This window comes from Streptomyces sp. NBC_00386 (assembly GCF_036063235.1).
Lineage (GTDB): Bacteria > Actinomycetota > Actinomycetes > Streptomycetales > Streptomycetaceae > Streptomyces.
Genome location: NZ_CP107950.1, coordinates 2,959,264 through 2,980,206, shown reverse-complemented (window position 1 = coordinate 2,980,206; position 20,943 = coordinate 2,959,264). Strand labels below are relative to the sequence as shown.

Annotated in this window: 19 protein-coding genes; 12 read left to right on the top strand and 7 right to left on the bottom strand. The window is 72.3% G+C overall.

The window, feature by feature from the left end; all coding sequences use genetic code 11:
* Positions 1 to 67 precede the first annotated feature (67 nt).
* Positions 68 to 1,225: a D-alanine--D-alanine ligase family protein gene (locus tag OG780_RS12865; protein WP_328447718.1), complete on the top strand. Its 1,158-nt coding sequence runs from the start codon at positions 68 to 70 to the stop codon at positions 1,223 to 1,225.
* A gap of 21 nt (positions 1,226 to 1,246) precedes the next feature.
* On the opposite strand, the gene OG780_RS12860 is transcribed toward OG780_RS12865, so the two are convergent.
* Positions 1,247 to 1,756: a DUF3515 domain-containing protein gene (locus OG780_RS12860; protein ID WP_328447716.1), complete on the bottom strand. Its 510-nt coding sequence runs from the start codon at positions 1,754 to 1,756 to the stop codon at positions 1,247 to 1,249.
* A 20-nt stretch (positions 1,757 to 1,776) separates the two neighbouring features.
* Positions 1,777 to 2,010, bottom strand: a complete 234-nt coding sequence (locus tag OG780_RS12855) for an Lrp/AsnC family transcriptional regulator (RefSeq protein WP_158990895.1) — start codon at positions 2,008 to 2,010, stop codon at positions 1,777 to 1,779.
* A gap of 206 nt (positions 2,011 to 2,216) precedes the next feature.
* On the opposite strand from OG780_RS12855, the gene OG780_RS12850 reads away from it, so the two are divergent.
* The gene (locus tag OG780_RS12850) at positions 2,217 to 3,182 is read left to right on the top strand and encodes a thiamine-phosphate kinase (protein ID WP_326785315.1); all 966 of its coding nucleotides are present in this window, start codon (positions 2,217 to 2,219) and stop codon (positions 3,180 to 3,182) included.
* A gap of 130 nt (positions 3,183 to 3,312) precedes the next feature.
* On the opposite strand, the gene rpmB is transcribed toward OG780_RS12850, so the two are convergent.
* Positions 3,313 to 3,498, bottom strand: a complete 186-nt coding sequence (gene rpmB / locus OG780_RS12845; protein ID WP_037625034.1) for a 50S ribosomal protein L28 — start codon at positions 3,496 to 3,498, stop codon at positions 3,313 to 3,315.
* Between the two features lie 264 nt (positions 3,499 to 3,762).
* Between rpmB and OG780_RS12840 the strand changes: the two genes are divergently transcribed.
* Positions 3,763 to 5,577, top strand: a complete 1,815-nt coding sequence (locus OG780_RS12840) for a DAK2 domain-containing protein (protein ID WP_328447709.1) — start codon at positions 3,763 to 3,765, stop codon at positions 5,575 to 5,577.
* Between the two features lie 19 nt (positions 5,578 to 5,596).
* On the opposite strand, the gene OG780_RS12835 is transcribed toward OG780_RS12840, so the two are convergent.
* Positions 5,597 to 6,523 (bottom strand): DMT family transporter, encoded by a 927-nt coding sequence (locus tag OG780_RS12835; protein WP_328447707.1) that lies wholly within the window; start codon positions 6,521 to 6,523, stop codon positions 5,597 to 5,599.
* 81 nt (positions 6,524 to 6,604) lie between these two features.
* Between OG780_RS12835 and OG780_RS12830 the strand changes: the two genes are divergently transcribed.
* The gene (locus OG780_RS12830) at positions 6,605 to 7,546 is read left to right on the top strand and encodes a LysR family transcriptional regulator (protein ID WP_328447705.1); all 942 of its coding nucleotides are present in this window, start codon (positions 6,605 to 6,607) and stop codon (positions 7,544 to 7,546) included.
* 159 nt (positions 7,547 to 7,705) lie between these two features.
* Here OG780_RS12830 and OG780_RS12825 read toward each other — a convergent pair whose 3' ends face one another.
* A complete protein-coding gene (locus tag OG780_RS12825; RefSeq protein ID WP_328447703.1) occupies positions 7,706 to 10,798 on the bottom strand; it encodes a tetratricopeptide repeat protein in 3,093 nt (1,030 codons plus the stop codon).
* Positions 10,795 to 12,633 carry an HSP90 family protein gene (locus tag OG780_RS12820; RefSeq protein ID WP_328447701.1) on the bottom strand — a complete coding sequence of 613 codons (1,839 nt, stop codon included), beginning with the start codon at positions 12,631 to 12,633 and terminating at the stop codon, positions 10,795 to 10,797. Before OG780_RS12820 ends, OG780_RS12825 begins: the two co-directional genes overlap by 4 nt.
* Positions 12,634 to 12,799: 166 nt before the next feature.
* On the opposite strand from OG780_RS12820, the gene recG reads away from it, so the two are divergent.
* The 8 genes from recG to mutM all read left to right on the top strand — a co-directional run bounded on the left by recG (position 12,800) and on the right by mutM (position 20,373).
* Positions 12,800 to 15,010 (top strand): ATP-dependent DNA helicase RecG, encoded by a 2,211-nt coding sequence (recG, locus tag OG780_RS12815; RefSeq protein ID WP_328447698.1) that lies wholly within the window; start codon positions 12,800 to 12,802, stop codon positions 15,008 to 15,010.
* A 64-nt stretch (positions 15,011 to 15,074) separates the two neighbouring features.
* Positions 15,075 to 15,662: a 16S rRNA (guanine(966)-N(2))-methyltransferase RsmD gene (gene rsmD, locus OG780_RS12810; protein WP_328447697.1), complete on the top strand. Its 588-nt coding sequence runs from the start codon at positions 15,075 to 15,077 to the stop codon at positions 15,660 to 15,662.
* Positions 15,663 to 15,688: 26 nt separating this feature from the next.
* Positions 15,689 to 16,168, top strand: a complete 480-nt coding sequence (gene coaD, locus OG780_RS12805) for a pantetheine-phosphate adenylyltransferase (protein WP_326790782.1) — start codon at positions 15,689 to 15,691, stop codon at positions 16,166 to 16,168.
* A 99-nt stretch (positions 16,169 to 16,267) separates the two neighbouring features.
* Positions 16,268 to 17,347, top strand: a complete 1,080-nt coding sequence (locus tag OG780_RS12800) for a cell division initiation protein (RefSeq protein WP_328447696.1) — start codon at positions 16,268 to 16,270, stop codon at positions 17,345 to 17,347.
* A 173-nt stretch (positions 17,348 to 17,520) separates the two neighbouring features.
* Complete coding sequence (locus tag OG780_RS12795) at positions 17,521 to 18,174, top strand: YceD family protein (protein ID WP_328447695.1); 654 nt, start codon at positions 17,521 to 17,523, stop codon at positions 18,172 to 18,174.
* A gap of 2 nt (positions 18,175 to 18,176) precedes the next feature.
* A complete protein-coding gene (gene rpmF / locus OG780_RS12790) occupies positions 18,177 to 18,350 on the top strand; it encodes a 50S ribosomal protein L32 (RefSeq protein ID WP_006139588.1) in 174 nt (57 codons plus the stop codon).
* A gap of 19 nt (positions 18,351 to 18,369) precedes the next feature.
* Positions 18,370 to 19,227 carry a ribonuclease III gene (gene rnc / locus OG780_RS12785; RefSeq protein ID WP_328447693.1) on the top strand — a complete coding sequence of 286 codons (858 nt, stop codon included), beginning with the start codon at positions 18,370 to 18,372 and terminating at the stop codon, positions 19,225 to 19,227.
* A 285-nt stretch (positions 19,228 to 19,512) separates the two neighbouring features.
* On the top strand, positions 19,513 to 20,373 hold the full coding sequence (gene mutM / locus OG780_RS12780; RefSeq protein ID WP_328447691.1) for a bifunctional DNA-formamidopyrimidine glycosylase/DNA-(apurinic or apyrimidinic site) lyase: 861 nt from the start codon (positions 19,513 to 19,515) through the stop codon (positions 20,371 to 20,373).
* Positions 20,374 to 20,415: 42 nt separating this feature from the next.
* Here mutM and OG780_RS12775 read toward each other — a convergent pair whose 3' ends face one another.
* Positions 20,416 to 20,874, bottom strand: coding sequence for a winged helix-turn-helix transcriptional regulator (locus OG780_RS12775; protein WP_328447689.1), 459 nt, complete (start codon positions 20,872 to 20,874; stop codon positions 20,416 to 20,418).
* Positions 20,875 to 20,943 lie beyond the last annotated feature (69 nt).

Genomic DNA, 20,943 nt, shown 5'->3' with positions numbered 1-20,943 from the left:
GACGCTGAGCAACGGCCGCCGTGGGGCGCTGACTCACCGCCGTACCACCGGGTACTCTCAACCCGATATGAGCACCGAGAACCTCCCCCAGAGCCCTGAGCAGCCGACGCGCAAGCCGCGCGTGGCCGTCGTCTTCGGCGGCCGAAGCTCCGAACACGGGATCTCCGTGGTCACCGCCGGCGCCGTCCTCAGCGCGATCGACCGTACGAAGTACGACGTACTGCCGATCGGCATCACCCAGGACGGCCGTTGGGCGCTCACCGCGGACGAGCCGGAACGCATGGCGATCGTCGACCGCAAGCAGCCCAGCGTCGAGCAGCTCGCCGAGTCCGGCGAGGGCGGCGTGGTGCTCCCCGTCGACCCGGCCAACCGTGAAGTCGTCTACAACGAGCCGGGGTCGGTCCCCAAGGCGCTCGGTGAGGTCGACGTCGTCTTCCCGATGCTGCACGGTCCGTACGGCGAGGACGGCACCCTCCAGGGCCTGCTGGAACTGTCCGGGGTCCCCTACGTCGGCTCGGGCGTGCTCGCCTCGGCCGTCGGCCAGGACAAGGACTATATGAAGCGGGTGTTCACCTCGTTCGGCCTGAAGGTGGGCCCGTACGTGGTGATCCGGCCGCGCGAGTGGCAGCAGGACGAGGCCGCCGCCCGCAAGAAGATCGTCGACTTCGCGGGTGAGCACGGCTGGCCGCTCTTCGTGAAGCCCGCGCGCGCGGGTTCGTCGTTCGGCATCACGAAGGTCGACGACCTCTCGGGCCTCGACGAGGCCATCGAGGAGGCCCAGCGGCACGACCCGAAGATCATCGTGGAGGCGCTGCTGCGCGGCCGCGAGATCGAGTGCGGAGTCCTGGAGTTCGAGGACGGCCCGCGCGCGTCGGTCCCCGCGGAGATCCCGCCCGTGCAGTCGCACGCGTTCTACGACTTCGAGGCCAAGTACATCGACGCCGCCGACGGGATCGTGCCGGCGCCGCTCACCGAGGAGCAGACCGCGGAGGTCCGCCGTCTGGCCGTCGAGGCCTTCGACGCGGCGTCCTGCGAGGGCCTGGTCCGCGCGGACTTCTTCCTCACCGAGGACGGCGAGTTCGTGATCAACGAGATCAACACGATGCCGGGCTTCACGCCGATCTCCATGTACCCGCGCATGTGGCGGGAGACGGGCGTCGGCTACGCGGAGCTCGTCGACCGCCTGATCCAGGCGGCGCTGCGGCGGTCCACCGGACTGCGCTGAGTACGTCGCGGGACCAGCACGTCAGTCGGCGATCCCCTTGGGGATCGCCTTCTTGACGGAGGCGGCCAGGTCGACGAGCACGCCGGAGGCATCGGCCCCTTCGGGCACGGTGACCTGGACGTACGCCAGACGCGACGCGGTGGTGAGGCGGGTCGTCCCGTCGTCCTGCTGCTCCATCAGCCAGTCGACGCCGTTCACTCCGCCGCCCACCGCCTTCGGGTCGTCGCCCGCCGCCACCTTCGGATCGATCATCTTCGGCGGCCGCTCGACACCGCAGCGCAGTATGATCGCCGGGCTTCCCCAGCCCGCGGTCAGTGCGGACCGGGGCTCCGGGTCCTCCCGGCGCCGGCCGTCCACGGTTCGCGGCAGCGCCTTGTCCAGGTTCTGGCACAGCTCGGTGACCTTCGTGTCCGGGCTCGGAACCGCGACGGACGCGCTGTCGTCTGCTGAGGAGCAGCCCGCGATCGCGATCAGCGTCGCGAGAGCGGGCAGCCCGAGCAGAGCGGTGTGCCGGTGACGGAAGAAGTTCACCGGCCAAGGGTAGACGGGGGCTACAGGTGAACGACCGGGCAGGTCAGGGTGCGGGTGATGCCGTCCACTTGCTGGACCTTGGCGACCACCATGCGACCGAGGTCGTCGACGGTGTCCGCCTGGGCGCGCACGATCACGTCGTACGGTCCGGTCACGTCCTCGGCCTGGATCACCCCCGGGATCTTGGCGATCGTCTCGGCGACGGTCGACGCTTTGCCGACCTCCGTCTGGATCAGGATGTACGCCTGTACCACGGAACCTCCAGGGCGGCCACGAGGATCATGTGGGGAAAAGGAACGCCACGGTATCGCGTTGCCGCTCGCCGCGGGGAGACCCGCGGTCACTGGGGCTCGCGCGCCGGGGTGGAGGGACTGCGCAAGTTGACGGTCAACTCGACCGTACCGAGTACTCAGACGGCTCGCGACCGGGCACGAGCAGCGACAGAGGGAGCACGACGATCATGAAGGGCACCGTGGGCGAGTTGGGGGAGTTCGGGCTCATCCGAGAGCTCACCTCGCGTCTCACCACCACCCCGGCGGTCCGGGTCGGCCCCGGCGACGACGCCGCGGTGGTGGCAGCGCCGGACCGCAGGGTCGTGGCGAGCACCGACATCCTCCTCGAAGGGCGTCACTTCCGCCGCGACTGGTCCACGGCGTACGACGTCGGCCGCAAGGCCGCCGCACAGAACCTCGCGGACATCGCCGCGATGGGCGCCGTGCCGACCGCGCTGCTGCTCGGCCTGGTCGTGCCCGCCGAGCTCCCGGCCACCTGGCCCTCGGAGCTGATGGACGGGCTGCGCGACGAGTGCCAGGTCGCGGGCGCCGCCGTGGTCGGCGGTGATGTCGTACGGGGGGAGACCATCACCGTCGCGATCACCGCGCTCGGCGATCTGCGCAACCACGAGCCGGTCACCCGGGGCGGCGCACAGCCCGGTGACGTCGTCGCCGTGACGGGCTGGCTGGGCTGGTCCGCGGCCGGGTTCGCGGTGCTCTCCCGGGGCTTCCGCTCGCCGCGCGCCTTCGTCGAGGCCCACCGCCGCCCCGAGCCGCCGTATCACGCGGGTCCGGCCGCCGCCGGGCTCGGCGCGACCTCGATGACGGACGTCAGCGACGGCCTCATCGCCGACCTCGGGCACATCGCCGAGGCGAGCAAGGTCCGTATCGACATCCGCTCCGGGGACATCGACATCCCCTCGCAGATGAACGACATCGGTCAGGCCGTGGGGGTCGACCCCATTCAATGGGTGCTCACCGGCGGCGAGGACCACGCGATCGTCGCCACCTTCCCGCCGGACGTGAAGCTGCCCGCGCGCTGGAAGGTGATCGGCGAGGTCCTCAACCCGTCGGCGCTGCCCCGGGTGACCGTGGACGGCGCTCCCTGGACGAGCAAGGGCGGCTGGGACCACTTCGGGGGCATCGAGTCCTGAGCCCCGGCGCCCGGGGTGCATCCCCGGGCGCTCGGGCGGCCGACGGAACGCGAGCAGCAAAAAACCCGCCCACCGTGAGGTGGACGGGTTCAGTGCAGACGTACCAGCAGTGGCCGCGCGCTAGCGGTTGTCAGCGCGTGACCTTGCCGGCCTTGATGCACGAGGTGCAAGCGTTCACGCGCTTCGGCGTCCCGCCCACCACGGTACGAACGCGCTGGATGTTGGGGTTCCAGCGACGCGGTGTACGGCGGTGCGAGTGCGAGATGTTGTTGCCGAAGCCCGGCCCCTTGCCGCAGACGTCGCAGTTGGCAGCCACGGGTCACTCCAAAGACTTCAGATGCACTTACGGTTGATCCCGGCATGCCGAGAATCAAGATCTAGGATCTGAGTGGCGCTGCCAGGGGGATGGCCCGATCGGATCGGGCAACTGGAGCAGCATACAACGACTGCGTCCGGAGAACGAAACTACCATGACCTGCCGGTTGCCACTCCGCCCTCCTCGGGCCCGGGGCCCTCTACCGGCAGTAACCCGTTCTGGGTCTACGCTGCCTCCCACGTCCAGCAGCTCAAGGAGGCGCAGGTGCCGCAGGTGCCGCAGACATTCGATGCTGTCGCGGTGCGCACCTGGTGCGGGCTCGCGCTGGAGGCCCTGGGCCGTGCGCGCGAGGAGATCGACGCGATCAATGTCTACCCGGTCGCCGACGGGGACACCGGGACGAACCTGTATCTGACGGTGGAGTCGGCGGCGGCGGCCGTCGAGGCGGTGTTCGCGGGGCACGAGGCGGCCGCGACGGCCGAAGGAGCCGGGACCGCCGGTGGGAGCGACGTCTCCCTCGCCGACGCCATCAGGGCCATGGCGCACGGGGCCCTGATCGGGGCCCGGGGCAACTCCGGAACCATCCTCGCCCAGCTGCTGCGGGGCATGGCCCAGGTGCTCGCGGCCGAGGGCGAGGCCGCTCACACCGACGGCCGGGGCCTGTGCCTAGCGCTGCGCAACGCCGCCGATTCCGCCCGCGGGGCCGTCGCGCACCCCGTCGAGGGCACGGTCCTCACCGTCGCCTCGGCCGCCGCCGACGCGGCCTGCGGCGCCGAGGGGGACTGCGGCACGGTCGCGCTCGCGGCCCACGAGGGAGCGGGCACCGCGCTCACCGCGACCACCGGGCAGCTCGCCGTCCTGCGGCACGCCGGCGTGGTCGACGCGGGCGGGCGAGGACTGGTGGTGGTCCTCGCGGCGCTGGTCGAGACGTTCACGGGGGAGGCGCCGAGACCGTTCGCGGCCTCCGCCGCACCGCACGAGCCGGTGGAGGGGGCCGTTCCCGGCACCAAGGGCGTGCCCGGTCCGGCCGGCGTCCCGGCCTCCGCCGCTGACGCCGGAGCCGGCGGCTCCCGGGCCGCCGGGCCGGACGTGCCGGACGGCCACGGCGCCGACGCGGCGGCAGGCTGCGGGGACACGGCCGCGGAGACCGGCCACCCCGCCTTCGAGGTGATCTACCTCCTGGAAGCGGAGGACTCCGCCGTGGAGCGGCTGCGGGACCGGCTCGACGGCCTCGGCGACTCCCTCGTCGTGGTCGGCGGCGACGGCCTGTGGAACGTCCATGTGCACGTGGACGACGCGGGCGCGGCCGTCGAGGCGGGCGTCGAGGCGGGGCGTCCGCACCGCATCCGGATCACCCACTTCGGGCTCGGTGACGCGCACACCGGAGCCGGGACGGGGCGCCCGCCCCGGGAGCGGGCGCAGCGGGCCGTCGTGGCCGTCGTGCCCGGCGAGGGCCTGGCCGGGCTCTACACGGAGGCCGGGGCGACCACCGTGCTCGCGCGGCCGGGGGAGCCGCCCGCCAGCGGGGAGCTGGTGGAGGCCGTACGACGGGCCCACGCGCGCGAGGTGGTGCTGCTGCCCAACGACGCCGACCTGCGGCACACCGCGGCGGCCGCCGCGGAACAGGCCCGCGCCGAGGGCGTCCGGGTCGCGCTGATCCCGACCCGCTCCGCGGTGCAGGGCATCGCCGCGCTGGCCGTGCACGAACCCGAGCGCCGCTTCGACGAGGACGTCGTCGCCATGACCTCGGCGGCCGGCGCCACCCGCTACGCCGAGGTCGCCGTCGCCGAGCGGCAGTCCTGGACGATGGCCGGCATCTGCCAGGCCGGAGACGTTCTCGGGCTCATCGACGGCGACGTCGCCGTCATCGGCGCCGACGTCACCGCCACGGCCGAGACCGTCCTCGACCGCATGCTCGCGGCGGGCGGCGAGATGGTCACCCTCGTCCTGGGCGACGAGGCCCCCGAGACCATCGCCGCGCGCCTGGAGTCCCGGGTGCGGGAGTCGTACCTCGCGGTGGACACCGTGGTGTACCGGGGCGGGCGCCAGGGCGCGTTGCTGCTGATCGGGGTCGAGTAGCGGACCTGGGTGCCGGCGGTCAGGCCCCCGCGGGCACCTCGGACCGCCGGGGGACCTCCAGGGTCCCGGCCGTCCGGTGGACGCGTTCGACGGCCTGCCCCCAGTAGGTCCCGGCGACCATGACCACGGCACCGAGGGCGGTGAGGGCCGTCAGGTGTTCGCCACCCAGGGCGAGGCCGACCGCGACGGCCCAGACCGGCTCGGTGCCCAGCAGCAGACTGACCCGGCTCGCGGAACTGCGCTGCACCGCCCAGGTCTGGGCGAGGAAGGCGAACAGGCCGCAGAACAGGGCGAGATAGAGAAGCCGCGCCCAGCCCCCGGCGTCGACCCCGCCGAGCGTCGTCAGGCTGCCCGCGACGGGCACCGTGAACAGGACGGCGCCGACGGCCGTCTGGACGGCCGTGACGTGCAACGGCCGTACCGGGTATCGGGCGGTGAGCCGCCCCACCAGGGCCACATGGGCCGCGCGGACCAGGGCGGCGGCGAGGATCAGCAGGTCACCGCCGCGAGGGGAGTGGAAGCCGCTGCCCGACACGAGGAGCCCGACGGCCAGCAGACACAGGCCGGTGGCGGCGAAGTAGCGAAGCGGCAGCCGCGCCGCGCCGGACGTACGGTCCAGCAGCGGGGTGAGGACGATGGTGAGGCTGATGATCAGGCCCGCGTTGGCCGCGCTGGTGTGCGCGACCCCGTACGTCTCCAGGATCAGGACCGCCGCCTGAGTGACCCCCAGCAGGGCCCCGACGCGCAGCTCGTCGCGCGTGCAGCGCCGGGTCCGGCGCCGAGCGGCGACCAGGGCGACGCAGGCGACGGCGGAGATGCCGTACCGGGCGAACAGGACGAGCAGGACGGGGAGCGCCGACGTGGCGGTCTTGGCGGCCAGATAACTGGAACCCCAGACGACGGCGACAAGGAGAAGCACCGCGTCGGTGCTGCGGACTCGGGACACGCCCCACACGCTCCCGTACACCGACCATGAAGCCCAGACCGAAGTTCTTCAGGGTCTATTAAGCATCACTACAATGAGCAGGTGAACGAGCGGCAGTTGCGGATCCTGCGTGAACTGGGCGAGCTGGGAAGTGTCACCGCCGTGGCGGAGGCGCTGCTGATGACCCCCTCGGCGATCTCGCAGCACCTGCGCCTGCTGCAACGCTCGATCCCGGTCCCGCTCACCGAACGCGACGGACGACGGCTGGTGCTGACGGACGCCGGGCGGGTGCTGGCCGGTGCGGCGATCGAGGTGGAGAGCGCCCTCGCCCGGGCACGCCACTGCGTGGACGAGTTCGTCGGGGAGCCGGCCGGAGACGTGTCGGTGGCCGCCTTCCACAGCGCGGCCGCCACGTTCTTCCCGGTCCTGCTGCGCGACCGGGCCGAGACGGCCCCGCGGCTCTCGCTCGCCGACCAGGACGTGGCGCAGGACCACTTCCCCCGGCTGACCCGGGACTACGACCTCGTGCTCGCCCACCATCTCGCGCACACACCGCCCTGGCCGCGCACCGTCACCGCGACCACGCTGCTGAGCGAACCCCTCGACGTCGCCCTGCCGGCCGACCACCCGCTGGCCCGCGAGGAGAGCCTGACCCCGGACGATGTCGCGGGTCTGCCCTGGATCACCGTGCACGACGGTTTCCCGCTGATGGCCACCGTCGACGCCATCGCGACCGCCGCGAACCGGCGGCTCGACATCGTCCACCGCATCAACGAATTCGCGGTGGTCGCGGAGACCGTCGCCGCGGGAGGCGGCCTCGCCCTGATGCCCCGCTGGACCACACGCCCGCATCCCGCCCTGGTCCTCAGACCGCTGACCGGGGTCCACGCCGTACGCCGCATCGACGTGCTCCACCGTCCCGAGAGCGCGGCCCGCAAGGCCGTACGGACGGTCCTCGGCGAACTGCGCCGCGCGGCCGAGACGATCCGGCGCGGCGACGCGGATTCCGAGCCCGTCGGGACGCCCGCCGCCGGTTCGCCGTGAGAGCCAGGACCGAGGTCCGCGCCCCGGCACCGAGCTCCGCGACCTCGTAACCGCGCGGACGCGGCCGCCAGGGACGACGACGTCGATCCCGACGACGCCGGGACACCGGCGCCGTACAGCCTGGTGCCGAGGCGCGGAGACCCCGCGTCCCGGCACCGTTCAGGCTTTGTCGGCGCTCTCCAGGAGCTCCCGCATCCTCGCGGCCTCGGTGCGCCGCGCCTCAGCGACCTCCCCGTCCAGCCGCGCGCAAGCGGCGAGGACCCCTCGCGCGCGTGCCGCGGCGGCCTCGCGCCGTCCCAGTTCGGCCTCCAGCCGGCCGGCCGCGAGTTCGGCACCCGTCCGGGCGTCGAGCAGGGCGTCCCCGAGGGAGTCGAACACCGGGATCGCCCGGGTGATGTGCCCGAGAGCCTCCTCGAACGCGTCCCGCGCGGCGGCCTGCTCCGCCTCGTCCGGTACGGAGCCGGCCACCAGATCGCCGAACTGGCGGTGGGTGTGCCCGAGTTCGGCGACGATACGGCGACGCGCGTCCTCGGCCTCGGCTTCCGCCTCGTGCTCGTGCAAGCGCCCGTCCCCGGTCCCGGCTCCGGCCCCGTCCTCGGGTGAGCCGCCCGGCGGGTCCGGGGCGACCGCCCAGGCCTCCACCGCCGACTCGCACTCCAGGACCGCCGCTCCCATCAGCTCCCGCGCGCCGTCGAGCCCCCCGTCCAGCCGGGCCGCGGCCCAGGCGCGTGCCCGGAGCGCCCGGACCAGCCCGTGGACGTCGCCCAGCTCGCGCCAGAGGTCGCCCGCACGCGCGTACGCCTGATCCGCCTGGGCGGTCAGCCCGGCGCGCCCGAGAGCCTGGCCCGCGAGGTGCGCGAGCATCGCGTGGTCGCGCTGCTCGGGCCAGTGCCGGGCCGTGTCGGCGGCGCGCAGCCAGTGCTCGGCGGCCTCGCGGTGTTCGCCGAGCTCGGTGAGACAGTCGCCGAGCCACCAGCGCGTCTGCACGATCGCGCCCTCGCCGTGCATCTCGGCGGTCAGATCCGGCAGTGCCGCCTCCAGGATCTCGGCGGCCTCCGCCCACCGTCCCCGGCGGAGCAGGAAACCACCGAGCTGGTGGCGCGCCCAGGCCCCGAGTGTGGCGGCCTCGCCCGCCTCGTCGGCCCAGTGCGCGGCCTCCAGAGCGTGCTCCGAGGCGGGTCCGAACCGTCCGGTGGTGGCGAGGATCTCGGCGAGCTGGAGCTGCAACTGGGCATGGGCGGTCGGCTGCAGACGGGAACCTCCGTGGTCCAGCGCCGCCCGCGCCGACCGCTCCGCCTCCTCCATGTCGCCGAGGTGGATCGCGATCCCGGCGAGCCGGGAGTCGTACTCGACGGCGAACCACGGCAGCTCCGCCGCCACGAACCCGTCGACGGCGCGCGAGAGCAGTTCGGCGGCCGCCTCGCCGTCGTCGGCGCGCGCCGCGAGCTCCCCGAGCATCGCGTACGCCTCCGCGGCCCGCGACGCCTGTACGACGTCGTCCCCGGCATGGGGTTCCGCGAGGGCCAGCAGTTCCCGCGCGGCCTCCTCGGCGGCGACCATGACATCGCCCTCCGAGCCCGGGCCGGTGCCCGTGCCGGCGTCCGAGAGGGGGCCGCCCTGCGCACCGGACTCCAGTTCGTCCACCCGGTGCATCAGGATCCGTGCCCGTCCCACCAGGACGGACGCCGTCTGCGACACCTCGGTCCCGCCCTCCGCGAAGAGGGCCAGCACCTGTCGGCGCAGCTCGGCGACGGTGGCCAGGGCCTCCGTGGTTCCGCCCGACAGGGCGTGGACGTACGCGGCGCGGGAACGGGCCGCCAGCGCCTCGCCGGGGTCGCCCGCCTCGGCGTACAGCTCCGCGGCCCGGTGAAAGAGGTCGACGCCCTCCGGCCCGCGGCCCATCGCCGCGTGATCGGCGATCTGCGCGCGGTCGCGGACGTCCAGTTCGTGGTCCTCGGCGGCACGCGAGACCGCCGCCCACGCCTCCATCGAGTCCGGGCTCCGGCGCGCCGAGAGCCGCCGGGCCTCGGCGAGCAGCTCGGACAGGCCGGGGCCGGCGGCTACGGCCGCTTCGGCCCCGGCGTGCGGCAAGGGTGCCGCGGCCGTCGGCGGCGTGTGGTGCGCGGTGCTTCGCGGGCTCGCGGAGCGCACACCGAGGGGCAGCCGGTCGACGAGCGGCGGCTGGTCCATGCGCGCACGGGTGCGCTCGCCGACGTACGACGTGCCGTTGCGGGCGTCGAACCGCCCGGCCAGCGCGAGCGCCTCCTCGCGCGCGTGCACGGCGAGTTCCGCCGCGGTCCACACGCGTCCGGTGGGCCCGGGAACCGTCTGCCAGCCGAGCCCGAGGGCGGTCAGGCGGTCCGTCGTGAGCGCCACCACCGCCATGAAGTCCAGCTTGCTGCGCGGGTCCCCGGAGTCCGTGAAGTACGCCGGGCGCTCCGCGAGCAGTTCCAGGGCACGTGCCTCGTTGCCGGTGAGGGTGCAGAACGCCACGTGGTCCGCGTACGCGCCCCGCATGCTTTCCATGGCGCGCACCAGCCGGAAACCCCGCAGATGATGGGCGCGCGCCTCGTCCACGCGCCCCAGGCGCAGCAGCGGCAGCAGGGAGGACGCGAGGACCGTGTGCGGCTCGTGGGCGCAGGAGTACTCGCCCTCCAGAACCGGTGCCCACACCTCCAGCGCCTCCGGGTCCGCGCCGCGCGCCGCCCGCCACCACCCCTGCCCGTGCAGCTCGCACGCGTGGCAGTCGGCCATGGAGTCGCGGTCCGCGGCCATCCAGGAGCTGTACGCCCGCTCGGCGCGCTCCAGGTCGCCCAAGTGGGCGGCGACGCTGAACTCGGCTCTGCGCACGGCCCGTTCGGAGTGACCGGCGAGACGGTAGCGCCGCTCCATCTCGCCGAGCCACTTCTCTATGGAGGCGAGCGGGACGTGCGGCTGGTCGAGCATGCCCGCCGACATCCACTTGAAGACCCAGTGCAGGGAGTGGATCTCGAACTCGTCGAAGTCCTCCGGGTGTTCGTCCCACATGCGCAGCAGGCGCGCGAAGGGCACGAACATCTTGCCCTTCTCGGAGCTGTAGTTGTAGACCTTCAGCTGGTGACCGAGCGCCTCGATGACGGCGAGCGGAATGTTCAGCCGCTCGGCCTCCACGAGCAGTTGCTCCGCGCGCGCGTTGCGCCCCGGCCCCTCCGGCTGCTCGTAGTTGTCCGCCATCGCCCGGCGCAGCGTGTCGAAGTCCATGGCCGGGGTCATCGCCGGTCGTCCTTTCCGGGGTCGGTGTGGGTGGCCCACTCCAGGAGGCCGATGAAGGCGCGGTTGAGGAGCGCCGAGTCCGCGGGCCGCAGCGGGCGCTGGGCCATCAGCAGGGCCTGTCCGTAGAGGGACTCCGTGGCGGTCCCTATCAGGTCCGGATCGCCGAGCGAACTGATCCTGCGGATCAGCGGATTGAGGTGGTTGAGGACCAGACGCGCGCGCGGGGCGCTGCCGCGCAGCGAGCCGAGGATGCCCGCCCACAGGTCGTCGGCCTGCTCCTCGGCCTCCGCCCTGGCCTGTTCGTGGCGGGCCGACCGGTCGTCCAGATGCAGGGCGGGCACCGACAGGGGGTGGAAGGCGCGCAGCACCACATCGCAGTTCAGCGGGTCGAGCCGGGCCCGCGCGGCCGCGAGGAAGCCGGCCAGCGCCAGCTCCTCGGCCGGGTCGACCGTGTCCAGGTGGGCCGTCACGGTGTCCGCGTCCAGCTCCGAGACGGCCGTGTCCGGGCGCACGGTGGGCAGTGCCTCGATCAGCTCGCTGTCGTACGTGTAGCCGCCGTTGACGACCCCGACACCCTGCGCGGAGGCGATCGCCGCGACCTGCCGGTACTCCTCCACGGTCCGGGTGAAGTGGACCACCGGGTGCCGCTGCGCGAACTCCTCCAGGGACAGCCGTCCGTCGGTCGTCTCGAAGGGCAGCCACGGCAGCATCGTGCGCAGCATCTCCGGGTCGTGCCGCGCCAGCGACTTCACGCCCAGGTGATGCACGGACAGGAAGGCGGCCAGCCGTTCCGGATCGCCCGCCGCGAGTCCGGTCAGCCAGGACCGGATGCGCTCGCCCAGCGCCTCCCGTACGGCGGCGAGGGTCTCGTCCTCGTACAGCGACTCGCGGGACGCGGTGGGCCGCAGGCTGTCCGTGTCGAGGACGCAGCGCACGAAGAACGCCCAGTCGGGCAGCAGCTGTTCGGCCCGTTCGGTGAGCAGCATGCCCTTCAGGTGCACGCGGTGGGTCGCGCGCTGTGCGGGACTGACCGCCGTCGGCAGCACGTAGGCCACGCCCCGGATGCCGGCCAGCGGCACGTCCAGGTCGATGGAGTCCAGCGGAGTGAACCCGAACAGCTCCCGGCAGTGCCGGGCCAGGGCGACCCGCCGGCCGGAGGGGCTCGGATAGGGCCGGTCCCAGGGCGCGGGCAGGTCCGCGATCGCCTCGTCGCCGACCCGTACGTCGTACGGCAGCAGCGCGCCGAAGTCGCGCGCCAGCGAACGGACCCGCTCCTCGCTCAGCCACTCGGCGGCCCCGGCGCGCGCCACCAGGTGCACGGTGGTGCCGGGTTCGGCGCGCGCCTCGTGCGGCAGGGTGCGCACGGTGTACGAGCCGTCGTCGGCCGCCGTCCACTCGACGGGCGCCGCCCCGGGCGTCCGGGCGCTGCGGCTGACCACCCGGATCCGCTCGGCGACGACGAAACACGCCAGCAACCCGATGCCGAACTGGCCGAGGAAGTCCGAACGCGCCGACTCCAGGCCGTCGTTCCGCTTGGAACTGCGGCCGATGGTCGCCAGCAGACTGTGCACGTCGGACTCGGTGAGCCCGACACCGGAGTCCTCCACCCGCAGGGTCCCGCCTTCGGCGTACAGCCGCACGGTGGCCGGGGCGTCCGGCTGCTCGGCGCGGCGCGCGGTGATCGCGTCGACGGCGTTCTGCAGCAGCTCGCGCAGATAGACCTTGGGGCTGGAGTAGAGGTGATGGGAGAGGAGGTCGACCAGACCGCGCAGGTCGACCTGGAACGTATGAGGTGACGGGGAGGCCTGGGACGGCTGTGAGGTCTGGGAGTCCATCGTCGCTGCGCCGGTCGGTGGGGGGACAGGCCACGGCGCGGGGTCGGGCGGTCCCGGGGGCGGTGACCGCGAAGAGGGCCGGAGCGCGTCATCCTAGGCCCGGAACGAGCCGTCTGACCAGCGGATTTCCAGGACGTATACGGCAATGTCAGTGCGGTGGTGTGCAATGGATCTCGTGCCCGTGCTCGAAGAACCACTGAAGAAGGCGCTCGGTCCCGCCACCGCGAAGGTGATGGCCGAGCACCTCGGCCTGCACACCGTCGGCGATCTGCTGCACCACTACCCCCGCAGATACGAGGAGCGCGGGCAGCTCACCCACCTCGCCGACCTGCCGCTGGACGAGCACGTGACCGTGGTCGCCCAGGTCGCCGACGCGCGCCTGCTCACCTTCGCCTCCTCCAAGGCGCCCCGCGGCAAGGGCCAGCGCCTCGAAGTCACCATCACGGACGGCAGCGGCCGCCTCCAGCTGGTCTTCTTCGGGCACGGCGTGCACAAGCCCCACAAGGACCTGCTCCCCGGCACCCGCGCGATGTTCTCCGGCAAGGCCTCCCTCTTCAACCGCCGTCTCCAGCTGGCCCACCCGGCCTACGAACTGCTGCGCGGCGAGGGCGACGAGGCCGTGGAGAGCGTCGACAGCTGGGCGGGCGCCCTCATCCCGATCTATCCGGCCACCGCCAAGCTGGAGTCCTGGAAGATCGCCAAGTCCGTGCAGACGGTGCTGCCGAGCGCCCAGGAAGCGGTCGACCCCCTCCCGGACTCGCTGCGCGACGGCCGCGGCCTGGTCGCCCTCCCCGAGGCCCTCCTCAAGATCCACCGCCCGCACACCAAGGCCGACATCCACGACGCCCGCGCCCGCCTCAAGTGGGACGAGGCCTTCGTCCTCCAGGTCGCCCTGGCCCGCCGCCGCCACGCCGACGGCCAGCTCCCCGCCGTCGCCCGCGTCCCCGCGCCGGACGGCCTGCTGACCGCCTTCGACGCCAAGCTCCCCTTCACCCTCACCGAGGGCCAGCGGAAGGTCTCCAAGGAGATCTTCGACGGCCTCGCCACCGAACACCCGATGCACCGGCTGCTGCAGGGAGAGGTGGGCTCGGGTAAGACGATGGTGGCCCTGCGCGCCATGCTCGCCGTGGTCGACGCGGGCGGGCAGGCCGCGATGCTCGCGCCCACCGAGGTGCTCGCCCAGCAGCACCACCGGTCGGTCACCGAGATGATGGGCGAGCTGGCCGAGGGCGGGATGCTCGGCGGGGCCGAGCACTCCACGAAGGTCGTGCTGCTCACCGGCTCCATGGGGGCGGCGGGCCGGCGGCAGGCGCTGCTCGACCTGGTCACCGGCGAGGCCGGGATCGTGATCGGCACCCACGCGCTGATCGAGGACAAGGTGCAGTTCCACGATCTGGGCCTGGTCGTGGTCGACGAACAGCACCGCTTCGGTGTCGAGCAGCGCGACGCCCTGCGCGGCAAGGGAAAACAGCCCCCGCACCTCCTGGTGATGACCGCCACGCCCATCCCGCGCACGGTCGCCATGACGGTCTTCGGCGACCTGGAGACCTCCGTGCTCGACCAGCTCCCCGCCGGACGGTCCCCGATCGCCAGTCATGTCGTCCCGGCCGCGGACAAACCGCACTTCCTGACGCGCGCGTGGGAGCGCGTGCGCGAAGAGGTGGAGAACGGCCATCAGGCGTACGTCGTCTGCCCCCGCATCGGTGACGAGGACGACGACCCGAAGAAGGGCGGCAAGAAGAAGGCCCCCGAGGACGAGAAGCGCCCGCCGCTGGCCGTCCTCGACGTCGCCGACCAGCTCACCAAGGGCCCCCTCCAGGGACTCAGGGTCGAGGTCCTGCACGGCAGGATGCACCCCGACGACAAGGACGCCGTGATGCGCCGCTTCGCCGCGGGCGAGACACACGTCCTGGTCGCCACGACCGTGATCGAGGTCGGGGTGAACGTCCCGAACGCCACCGCCATGGTGATCATGGACGCCGACCGCTTCGGCGTCTCCCAGCTCCACCAGCTGCGCGGCCGGGTCGGCCGTGGCTCGGCGGCGGGGCTGTGCCTGCTGGTCTCCGAGATGCCGGAGGCGAGCCCGGCCCGTCAGCGGCTGAACGCGGTGGCCTCGACCCTGGACGGCTTCGAGCTCTCCCGCATCGACCTCGAACAGCGCCGCGAGGGCGACGTCCTCGGCCAGGCGCAGTCCGGTGTCCGCTCCTCGCTGCGCATGCTCGCCGTCATCGAGGACGAGGAGATCATCGCGGAGGCCCGCGAGGAGGCCACCGCGGTCGTCGCCGCGGACCCGGACCTCACGGGCCTGCCCGGCCTGCGCGTCGCCCTGGACGCCCTGCTGGACGAGGAACGGGAGCAGTACCTGGACAAGGGCTGAGCGGCGAGGGGCCGGCGGCTGAGAGACTGGGAGGAACCGACCACCCCCAGCGCAAAGGACCCTCATGACCCGCGTGATCGCCGGCCGGGCCGGCGGACGCCGTCTGGCCGTCCCGCCGGGCACCGGCACCCGCCCCACCTCCGACCGCGCGCGCGAGGGCCTCTTCTCCACCTGGCAGTCCCTGCTCGGCGGCCCGCTGGAGGGCGAGCGCGTGCTCGACCTGTACGCCGGCTCGGGCGCCGTCGGCCTGGAGGCGCTCAGCCGCGGCGCCGGCCACACCCTGCTCGTGGAGGCGGACGCCCGCGCGGCCAAGGTCATCCGCGACAACGTGAAGACGCTGGGCCTGCCCGGCGCCGAGGTCAGAGCGGGCAAAGCGGAGCAGATCGTCAGGGCGGCGGCGCCCGAGGCACCGTACGACCTGGTCTTCCTGGACCCTCCGTACGTCGTCCCGGACGGCGATCTTCGGGAGATTCTGCTCACACTCCGCACCGGGGGCTGGCTCGCGGAGGATGTGCTCGTCACCGTGGAGCGCAGCACCAGAGGCGGTGAATTCGGCTGGCCGGACGGTTTCGAGGCCGTCAGGGCCCGTCGCTACGGCGAGGGCACGTTTTGGTACGGTCGCGCCGCCTCTACGTGCGAAGACGCACGATGACCGGACCGGAGAGCGAGGGACCACTGTTGCGCCGCGCCGTCTGTCCGGGGTCATTCGACCCCATCACCAACGGACACCTCGACATCATCGCCCGCGCCTCCGCGCTCTACGACGTCGTGCACGTCGTGGTGATGATCAATCAGTCGAAGAAGGGCCTGTTCACGGTCGACGAGCGGATCGAGCTGATCCGCGAGGTCACGGCCGAGTTCGGCAACGTCCAGGTCGAGGCCTATCACGGCCTCCTCGTCGACTACTGCAAGCAGCGGGACATCCCGGCCATCGTCAAGGGTCTGCGCGCGGTCAGCGACTTCGACTACGAACTCCAGATGGCCCAGATGAACATCGGCCTCTCGGGTGTCGAGACGCTGTTCATCCCGACCAGCCCCACCTACAGCTTCCTCTCCTCGTCGCTGGTGAAGGAAGTCGCGAACTGGGGCGGCGACATCTCCCACCTGGTGCCGCCGGTGGTCCTGGAGGCGCTCAAGGGGCGGCTCGGCCAGGACTGAGCGACTGACAGTCCGTCACCCGGTGTCGGACGGTAAGGGAGTGGTCGTACAGTCGTCCCGTCCGTCTCCATCACAGCTGTAGAGAGTGGCGAGCACACGGTGGACGTGCAGAAGAAGCTCGATGAGATCGTCCAGGCGGTCGGCAGTGCCCGTTCCATGCCCATGTCGGCATCGTGCGTGGTCAACCGGGCCGATCTGCTCTCGATGCTGGAAGAGGTGCGCCAGGCGCTGCCCGGCTCCCTCGCCCAGGCGCAGGAGCTGATCGGCGGACGCGAGGAGATGGTCGAGCGGGCCCGTCAGGAGGCCGAGCGGATCATCGAGACCGCGCACGCCGAGCGTGGCTCGCTCATCTCCGACACCGAGGTCGCCCGCCGCTCGCAGAACGAGGCGGACCGCATCCTGAACGAGTCCCGCAGGGAGGCCGAGGAGATCCGCGCGGAGGCCGACGACTACGTCGACTCCCAGCTCGCCAACTTCGAGGTCGTCCTCACCAAGACCCTCGGCTCCGTCGGCCGCGGCCGCGAGAAGCTCCTCGGCACCGGTCCGGGCCTCGACGAGCAGGGCTACGAGGACGAGGACGCCCCCGAGCGCAGCTACGACCCGGAGACCCTGCGCCGTAACGCCGACGAGTACGTCGACGTCAAGCTCGGTGCCTTCGAGGCCGTCCTCGCCAAGACCCTGGAGGCCGTCGGCCGCGGCCGGGAGAAGCTCCAGGGCCGGATCGCCAGCGACGACCTCGGCGAACTCGGCTCCTTCGGGGACGACGGGACACCGGGGGCGCACACCAGCGACGCCGACTACCTCGCCGGCCTCGCGGAGCTCTCCGACGGTCCCGAACAGGGCGCCCGGACCCCGGAGCCGGCCGCCCAGCCGTCCTACGGGCAGCAGGACGCGTACGGCTACCAGCAGCAGGCCGACCCGTACGGCTACCAGCAGCAGCAGCAGTACGCCCAGCAGCAGGACGCCTACGGCTACCAGCAGGCCGACCCGTACGCCGCCTACCAGCAGCAGGGCTACGACCAGCAGGGGTACGACCAGAACCAGCAGGTCTACGCCCAGCAGCAGGCCCACGCCATGGACCAGCAGAACCACGCCCTCGACGAGGCCAGCCTCTTCGACACCAGCATGATCAGCGCGGAGCAGCTCAGGGCGTACGAGCAGGGGCGCGGCGGCCACTGACCGCCCGGTCAGGAGGGGCGCGCGCCGCCGGTCGGGGGGCGGGCGCGCACCGGATTGGGCCGAGAGCGAAAGGTCCAGTATCCTGGCTCTTCGGTCGCGTGTACGTCCGCGATCAACGCTGCCCGCGGGACACCGGGGGTGGCATCCCCTGAGATCGAGAACCGAAAGCAGTCATGGCTCTGAACGCCCGCCTCGACCACCGCAATCCTCTCGTGTTCGACACACACGAGCTGGGGCGGCGTCCTGGCGCGCTCCAGCGCCTGACCCGCACGATCGACGCTCCCAGGGATCTCGGGATCCAGGGTGTCATCGGAGTGCCGGAAGGCGCCCCGGTGGAGCTCGAACTCCGTCTCGAGTCGGTCATGGAAGGGGTGCTTGTCACAGGCACCGCCCGTGCATCGGCCGAGGGGGAGTGCGTAAGGTGTCTTGAGCCGCTTCAGCAGGTTCTCGAAGCGGATTTCCAGGAGATGTTTTCGTACCCTGACGCCGACGACCGGGGCCGCCCCAAGGCGGAGCCGGCCGACGACGCCGAGGAAGACGAGGACACGCTCCCTCTCGAGGACGGATTGTTCGACCTCGAACCCGTGCTGCGTGATGCGGTGGTGCTCGCACTGCCGATGCAGCCGGTGTGCCAGGACGACTGCCCGGGTCTGTGCTCCGAATGCGGAGCCCGGCTCGCGGACGACCCGGACCACCACCATGAGGCCGTCGACATCCGTTGGGCGGCACTGCAGGGACTCGCCGGTTCACTCGAAGATGGCGAGAAGGACGAGATGAGCGGCGGCGCGCTTCCATCAGCGCACGCCGACGAGAAGCAGGAGAAGTAGCCGTGGCTGTTCCGAAGCGGAAGATGTCGCGCAGCAACACGCGCCACCGCCGGTCGCAGTGGAAGGCTGCGGTCCCCACCCTGGTTGCGTGCGAGCGCTGCCACGAGCCCAAGCTGCAGCACATCGCGTGCCCGGCCTGTGGCACCTACAACAAGCGCCAGGTCCTCGAGGTCTGAGCGGCTGGTGAGAGGTCTGATGTCTGACGCCAAGGCGGATTCGACCGCCAAGAAAAAGGCGGACAACACAGCCTCGTCCCACACGCTTCTGGAAGGGCGGCTCGGCTACAAGCTCGAGTCCGCCCTTCTGGTGCGTGCGCTGACCCACCGTTCCTACGCGTACGAGAACGGCGGTCTGCCGACCAACGAGCGTCTGGAGTTCCTCGGGGACTCCGTACTCGGCCTCGTGGTCACGGACACGCTGTACCGCACCCACCCCGACCTGCCCGAGGGCCAACTGGCCAAACTGCGGGCCGCGGTGGTCAATTCTCGTGCACTTGCGGAGGTGGGCCGCGGCCTCGAACTCGGCTCCTTCATCCGGCTCGGCCGGGGCGAGGAAGGCACGGGAGGCCGGGACAAGGCGTCCATCCTCGCCGACACCCTTGAAGCGGTGATCGGCGCTGTCTATCTCGACCAGGGTCTGGAGGCCGCGGGCGAACTCGTCCACCGGCTCTTCGACCCGCTGATCGAGAAGTCCTCGAATCTCGGTGCCGGCCTGGACTGGAAGACCAGTCTCCAGGAACTCACCGCGACCGAGGGGCTCGGGGTTCCCGAGTACCTGGTCACGGAGACCGGCCCGGACCACGAGAAGGTCTTCACTGCTGCTGCCCGCGTCGGAGGCGTCTCGTACGGCACCGGCACCGGCCGCAGCAAGAAGGAGGCGGAGCAGCAGGCCGCGGAATCCGCGTGGCTTGCCATCCACTCCGCCGCGGACGAACGCGCGAAGTCGGCCCAGGCCGCCGAACAGGCGGCTCGTGCCGCCCAGCAGGCGGCTCAGGACATCGAGGAGACCGCCGACACCTCCTCGACGCCCACCACCGACACGGCCACGGCCTGAATCCTTCACCCCACGCACGGACCGCGAAGTTCGCGGCCCGTGCGTGGGACCCGCACCACGGACCCCGCCCCGGCGCACTCGCGCCGCGGCGGGGTCCGCGCGTTGCCGTACCGCGCGTCCCGCGTATGCCGCGCCCAGCGTTCCGCCTCTGCCTCCTCTCTTCCGGGACGGACCGCCTTCCGGGACGGACCGCCTTCCGGGACGGACCGCCCGCCGACGGCCGCCGCCGGGCGCGATGTACCCTTCCGGCATCACCGGCCCAGTCCGCCCCTCAGGAGGAGTCCCGTGCCCGAACTGCCCGAAGTCGAAGTCGTGCGGCGGGGGTTGGAGCGCTGGGTCACCGGGCGGGTCGTGCGATCCGTGGACGTCCGGCATCCGCGGGCGGTGCGGCGGCATCTGGCGGGCCCCGACGGCTTCGCGAAGGCGCTCGCCGGGCACCGGGTGGGCGAGGCGATGCGCCGCGGCAAGTACCTGTGGCTGCCGCTCGACGACTCGCCGTACTCCGTGCTCGCGCACCTCGGCATGAGCGGTCAGCTCCTCGTGCAGCCGGAGGACGCCGCCGAGGAGAAGCACCTGCGCATCCGCGTCCGCTTCGATGACGACCGCGGCACCGAGCTGCGCTTCGTCGACCAGCGCACCTTCGGCGGGCTGTCCCTGCACGAGAACACCCCGGACGGCCTCCCCGACGTCATCGCGCACATCGCCCGCGACCCGCTCGACCCCCTCTTCGACGACGCCGCGTTCCACACCGCGCTGCGGGCCCGCCGTACGACCCTCAAGCGTGCCCTGCTCGACCAGTCGCTGATCAGCGGTGTCGGGAACATCTACGCGGACGAGGCGCTGTGGCGCTCCAAGCTGCACTACGAACGCCCGGCCGGAACCATGACCCGGCCGCGCACCGCCGAACTCCTCGGCCACGTCCGTGACGTCATGAACGACGCCCTCGCCGCCGGGGGGACGAGCTTCGACAGCCTGTACGTCAACGTCAACGGTGAGTCGGGCTACTTCGACCGCTCGCTCGACGCGTACGGGCGCGAGGGCGAACCCTGCCGCCGCTGCGGGACCCCGATGCGCCGACGGGCCTGGATGAACCGCTCCAGCTACTTCTGCCCGCGCTGCCAGCGCGCACCGCGCCCGGCGGTCTGACGGTCCGGGGCGCCCGGCCCTGAGGATCCGGGTTCCTACGCCCTACGCCTCTTTCGGGACCTCGTTCCGGGCCGCGCGGGTCTCGTCGTAGCGCCCACGGGCCTCCAGGACGTCGTCCATGCGCCCTTCGACGAAGCCGATGAGGGCCAGCAGGCGCTCGGCGACCTCGCGGCCCAGCGGCGTGAGGGTGTAGTCGACGCGCGGCGGGTTCGTGGGCCACGCGTCACGGTGCACCAGACCGTCGCGCTCCAGCGCGTGCAGGGTCTGCGAGAGCATCTTCTCGCTGACGCCGTCGACCCGGCGGCGCAGCTCGTTGAACCGGAAGGTGCCCTCGTACAACGCCCCCAGCGTGAGGGAGCCCCAGCGGCCGGTGACGTGCTCCAGCGTGCCCCGGGACGGACAGCCGCGGGCGAACACGTCGTACGCGAGGGCCTTGCCGTCGGCGCACACGGCGCCCCCGCCGCTCCCGGCGCGCTCCGTGATCCGCGCGGACGATTCCATACGGCCAGCATACTCAGCCACAGCGCCACCCCGCAGGTTGCACTAACTCCTGGTCAGTGTCTCGAGTCC

Coding starts and splice junctions, on each gene's coding strand:
- OG780_RS12865 (WP_328447718.1), top strand. CDS start 68: ATGAGCACCGAGAACCTCCCCCAGAGCCCTGAGCAGCCGACGCGCAAG.
- OG780_RS12850 (WP_326785315.1), top strand. CDS start 2,217: ATGAAGGGCACCGTGGGCGAGTTGGGGGAGTTCGGGCTCATCCGAGAG.
- OG780_RS12825 (WP_328447703.1), bottom strand. CDS start 10,798: ATGACCCCGGCCATGGACTTCGACACGCTGCGCCGGGCGATGGCGGAC.
- OG780_RS12820 (WP_328447701.1), bottom strand. CDS start 12,633: ATGGACTCCCAGACCTCACAGCCGTCCCAGGCCTCCCCGTCACCTCAT.
- recG (WP_328447698.1), top strand. CDS start 12,800: ATGGATCTCGTGCCCGTGCTCGAAGAACCACTGAAGAAGGCGCTCGGT.
- rsmD (WP_328447697.1), top strand. CDS start 15,075: ATGACCCGCGTGATCGCCGGCCGGGCCGGCGGACGCCGTCTGGCCGTC.
- OG780_RS12795 (WP_328447695.1), top strand. CDS start 17,521: ATGGCTCTGAACGCCCGCCTCGACCACCGCAATCCTCTCGTGTTCGAC.
- rnc (WP_328447693.1), top strand. CDS start 18,370: ATGTCTGACGCCAAGGCGGATTCGACCGCCAAGAAAAAGGCGGACAAC.
- OG780_RS12775 (WP_328447689.1), bottom strand. CDS start 20,874: ATGGAATCGTCCGCGCGGATCACGGAGCGCGCCGGGAGCGGCGGGGGC.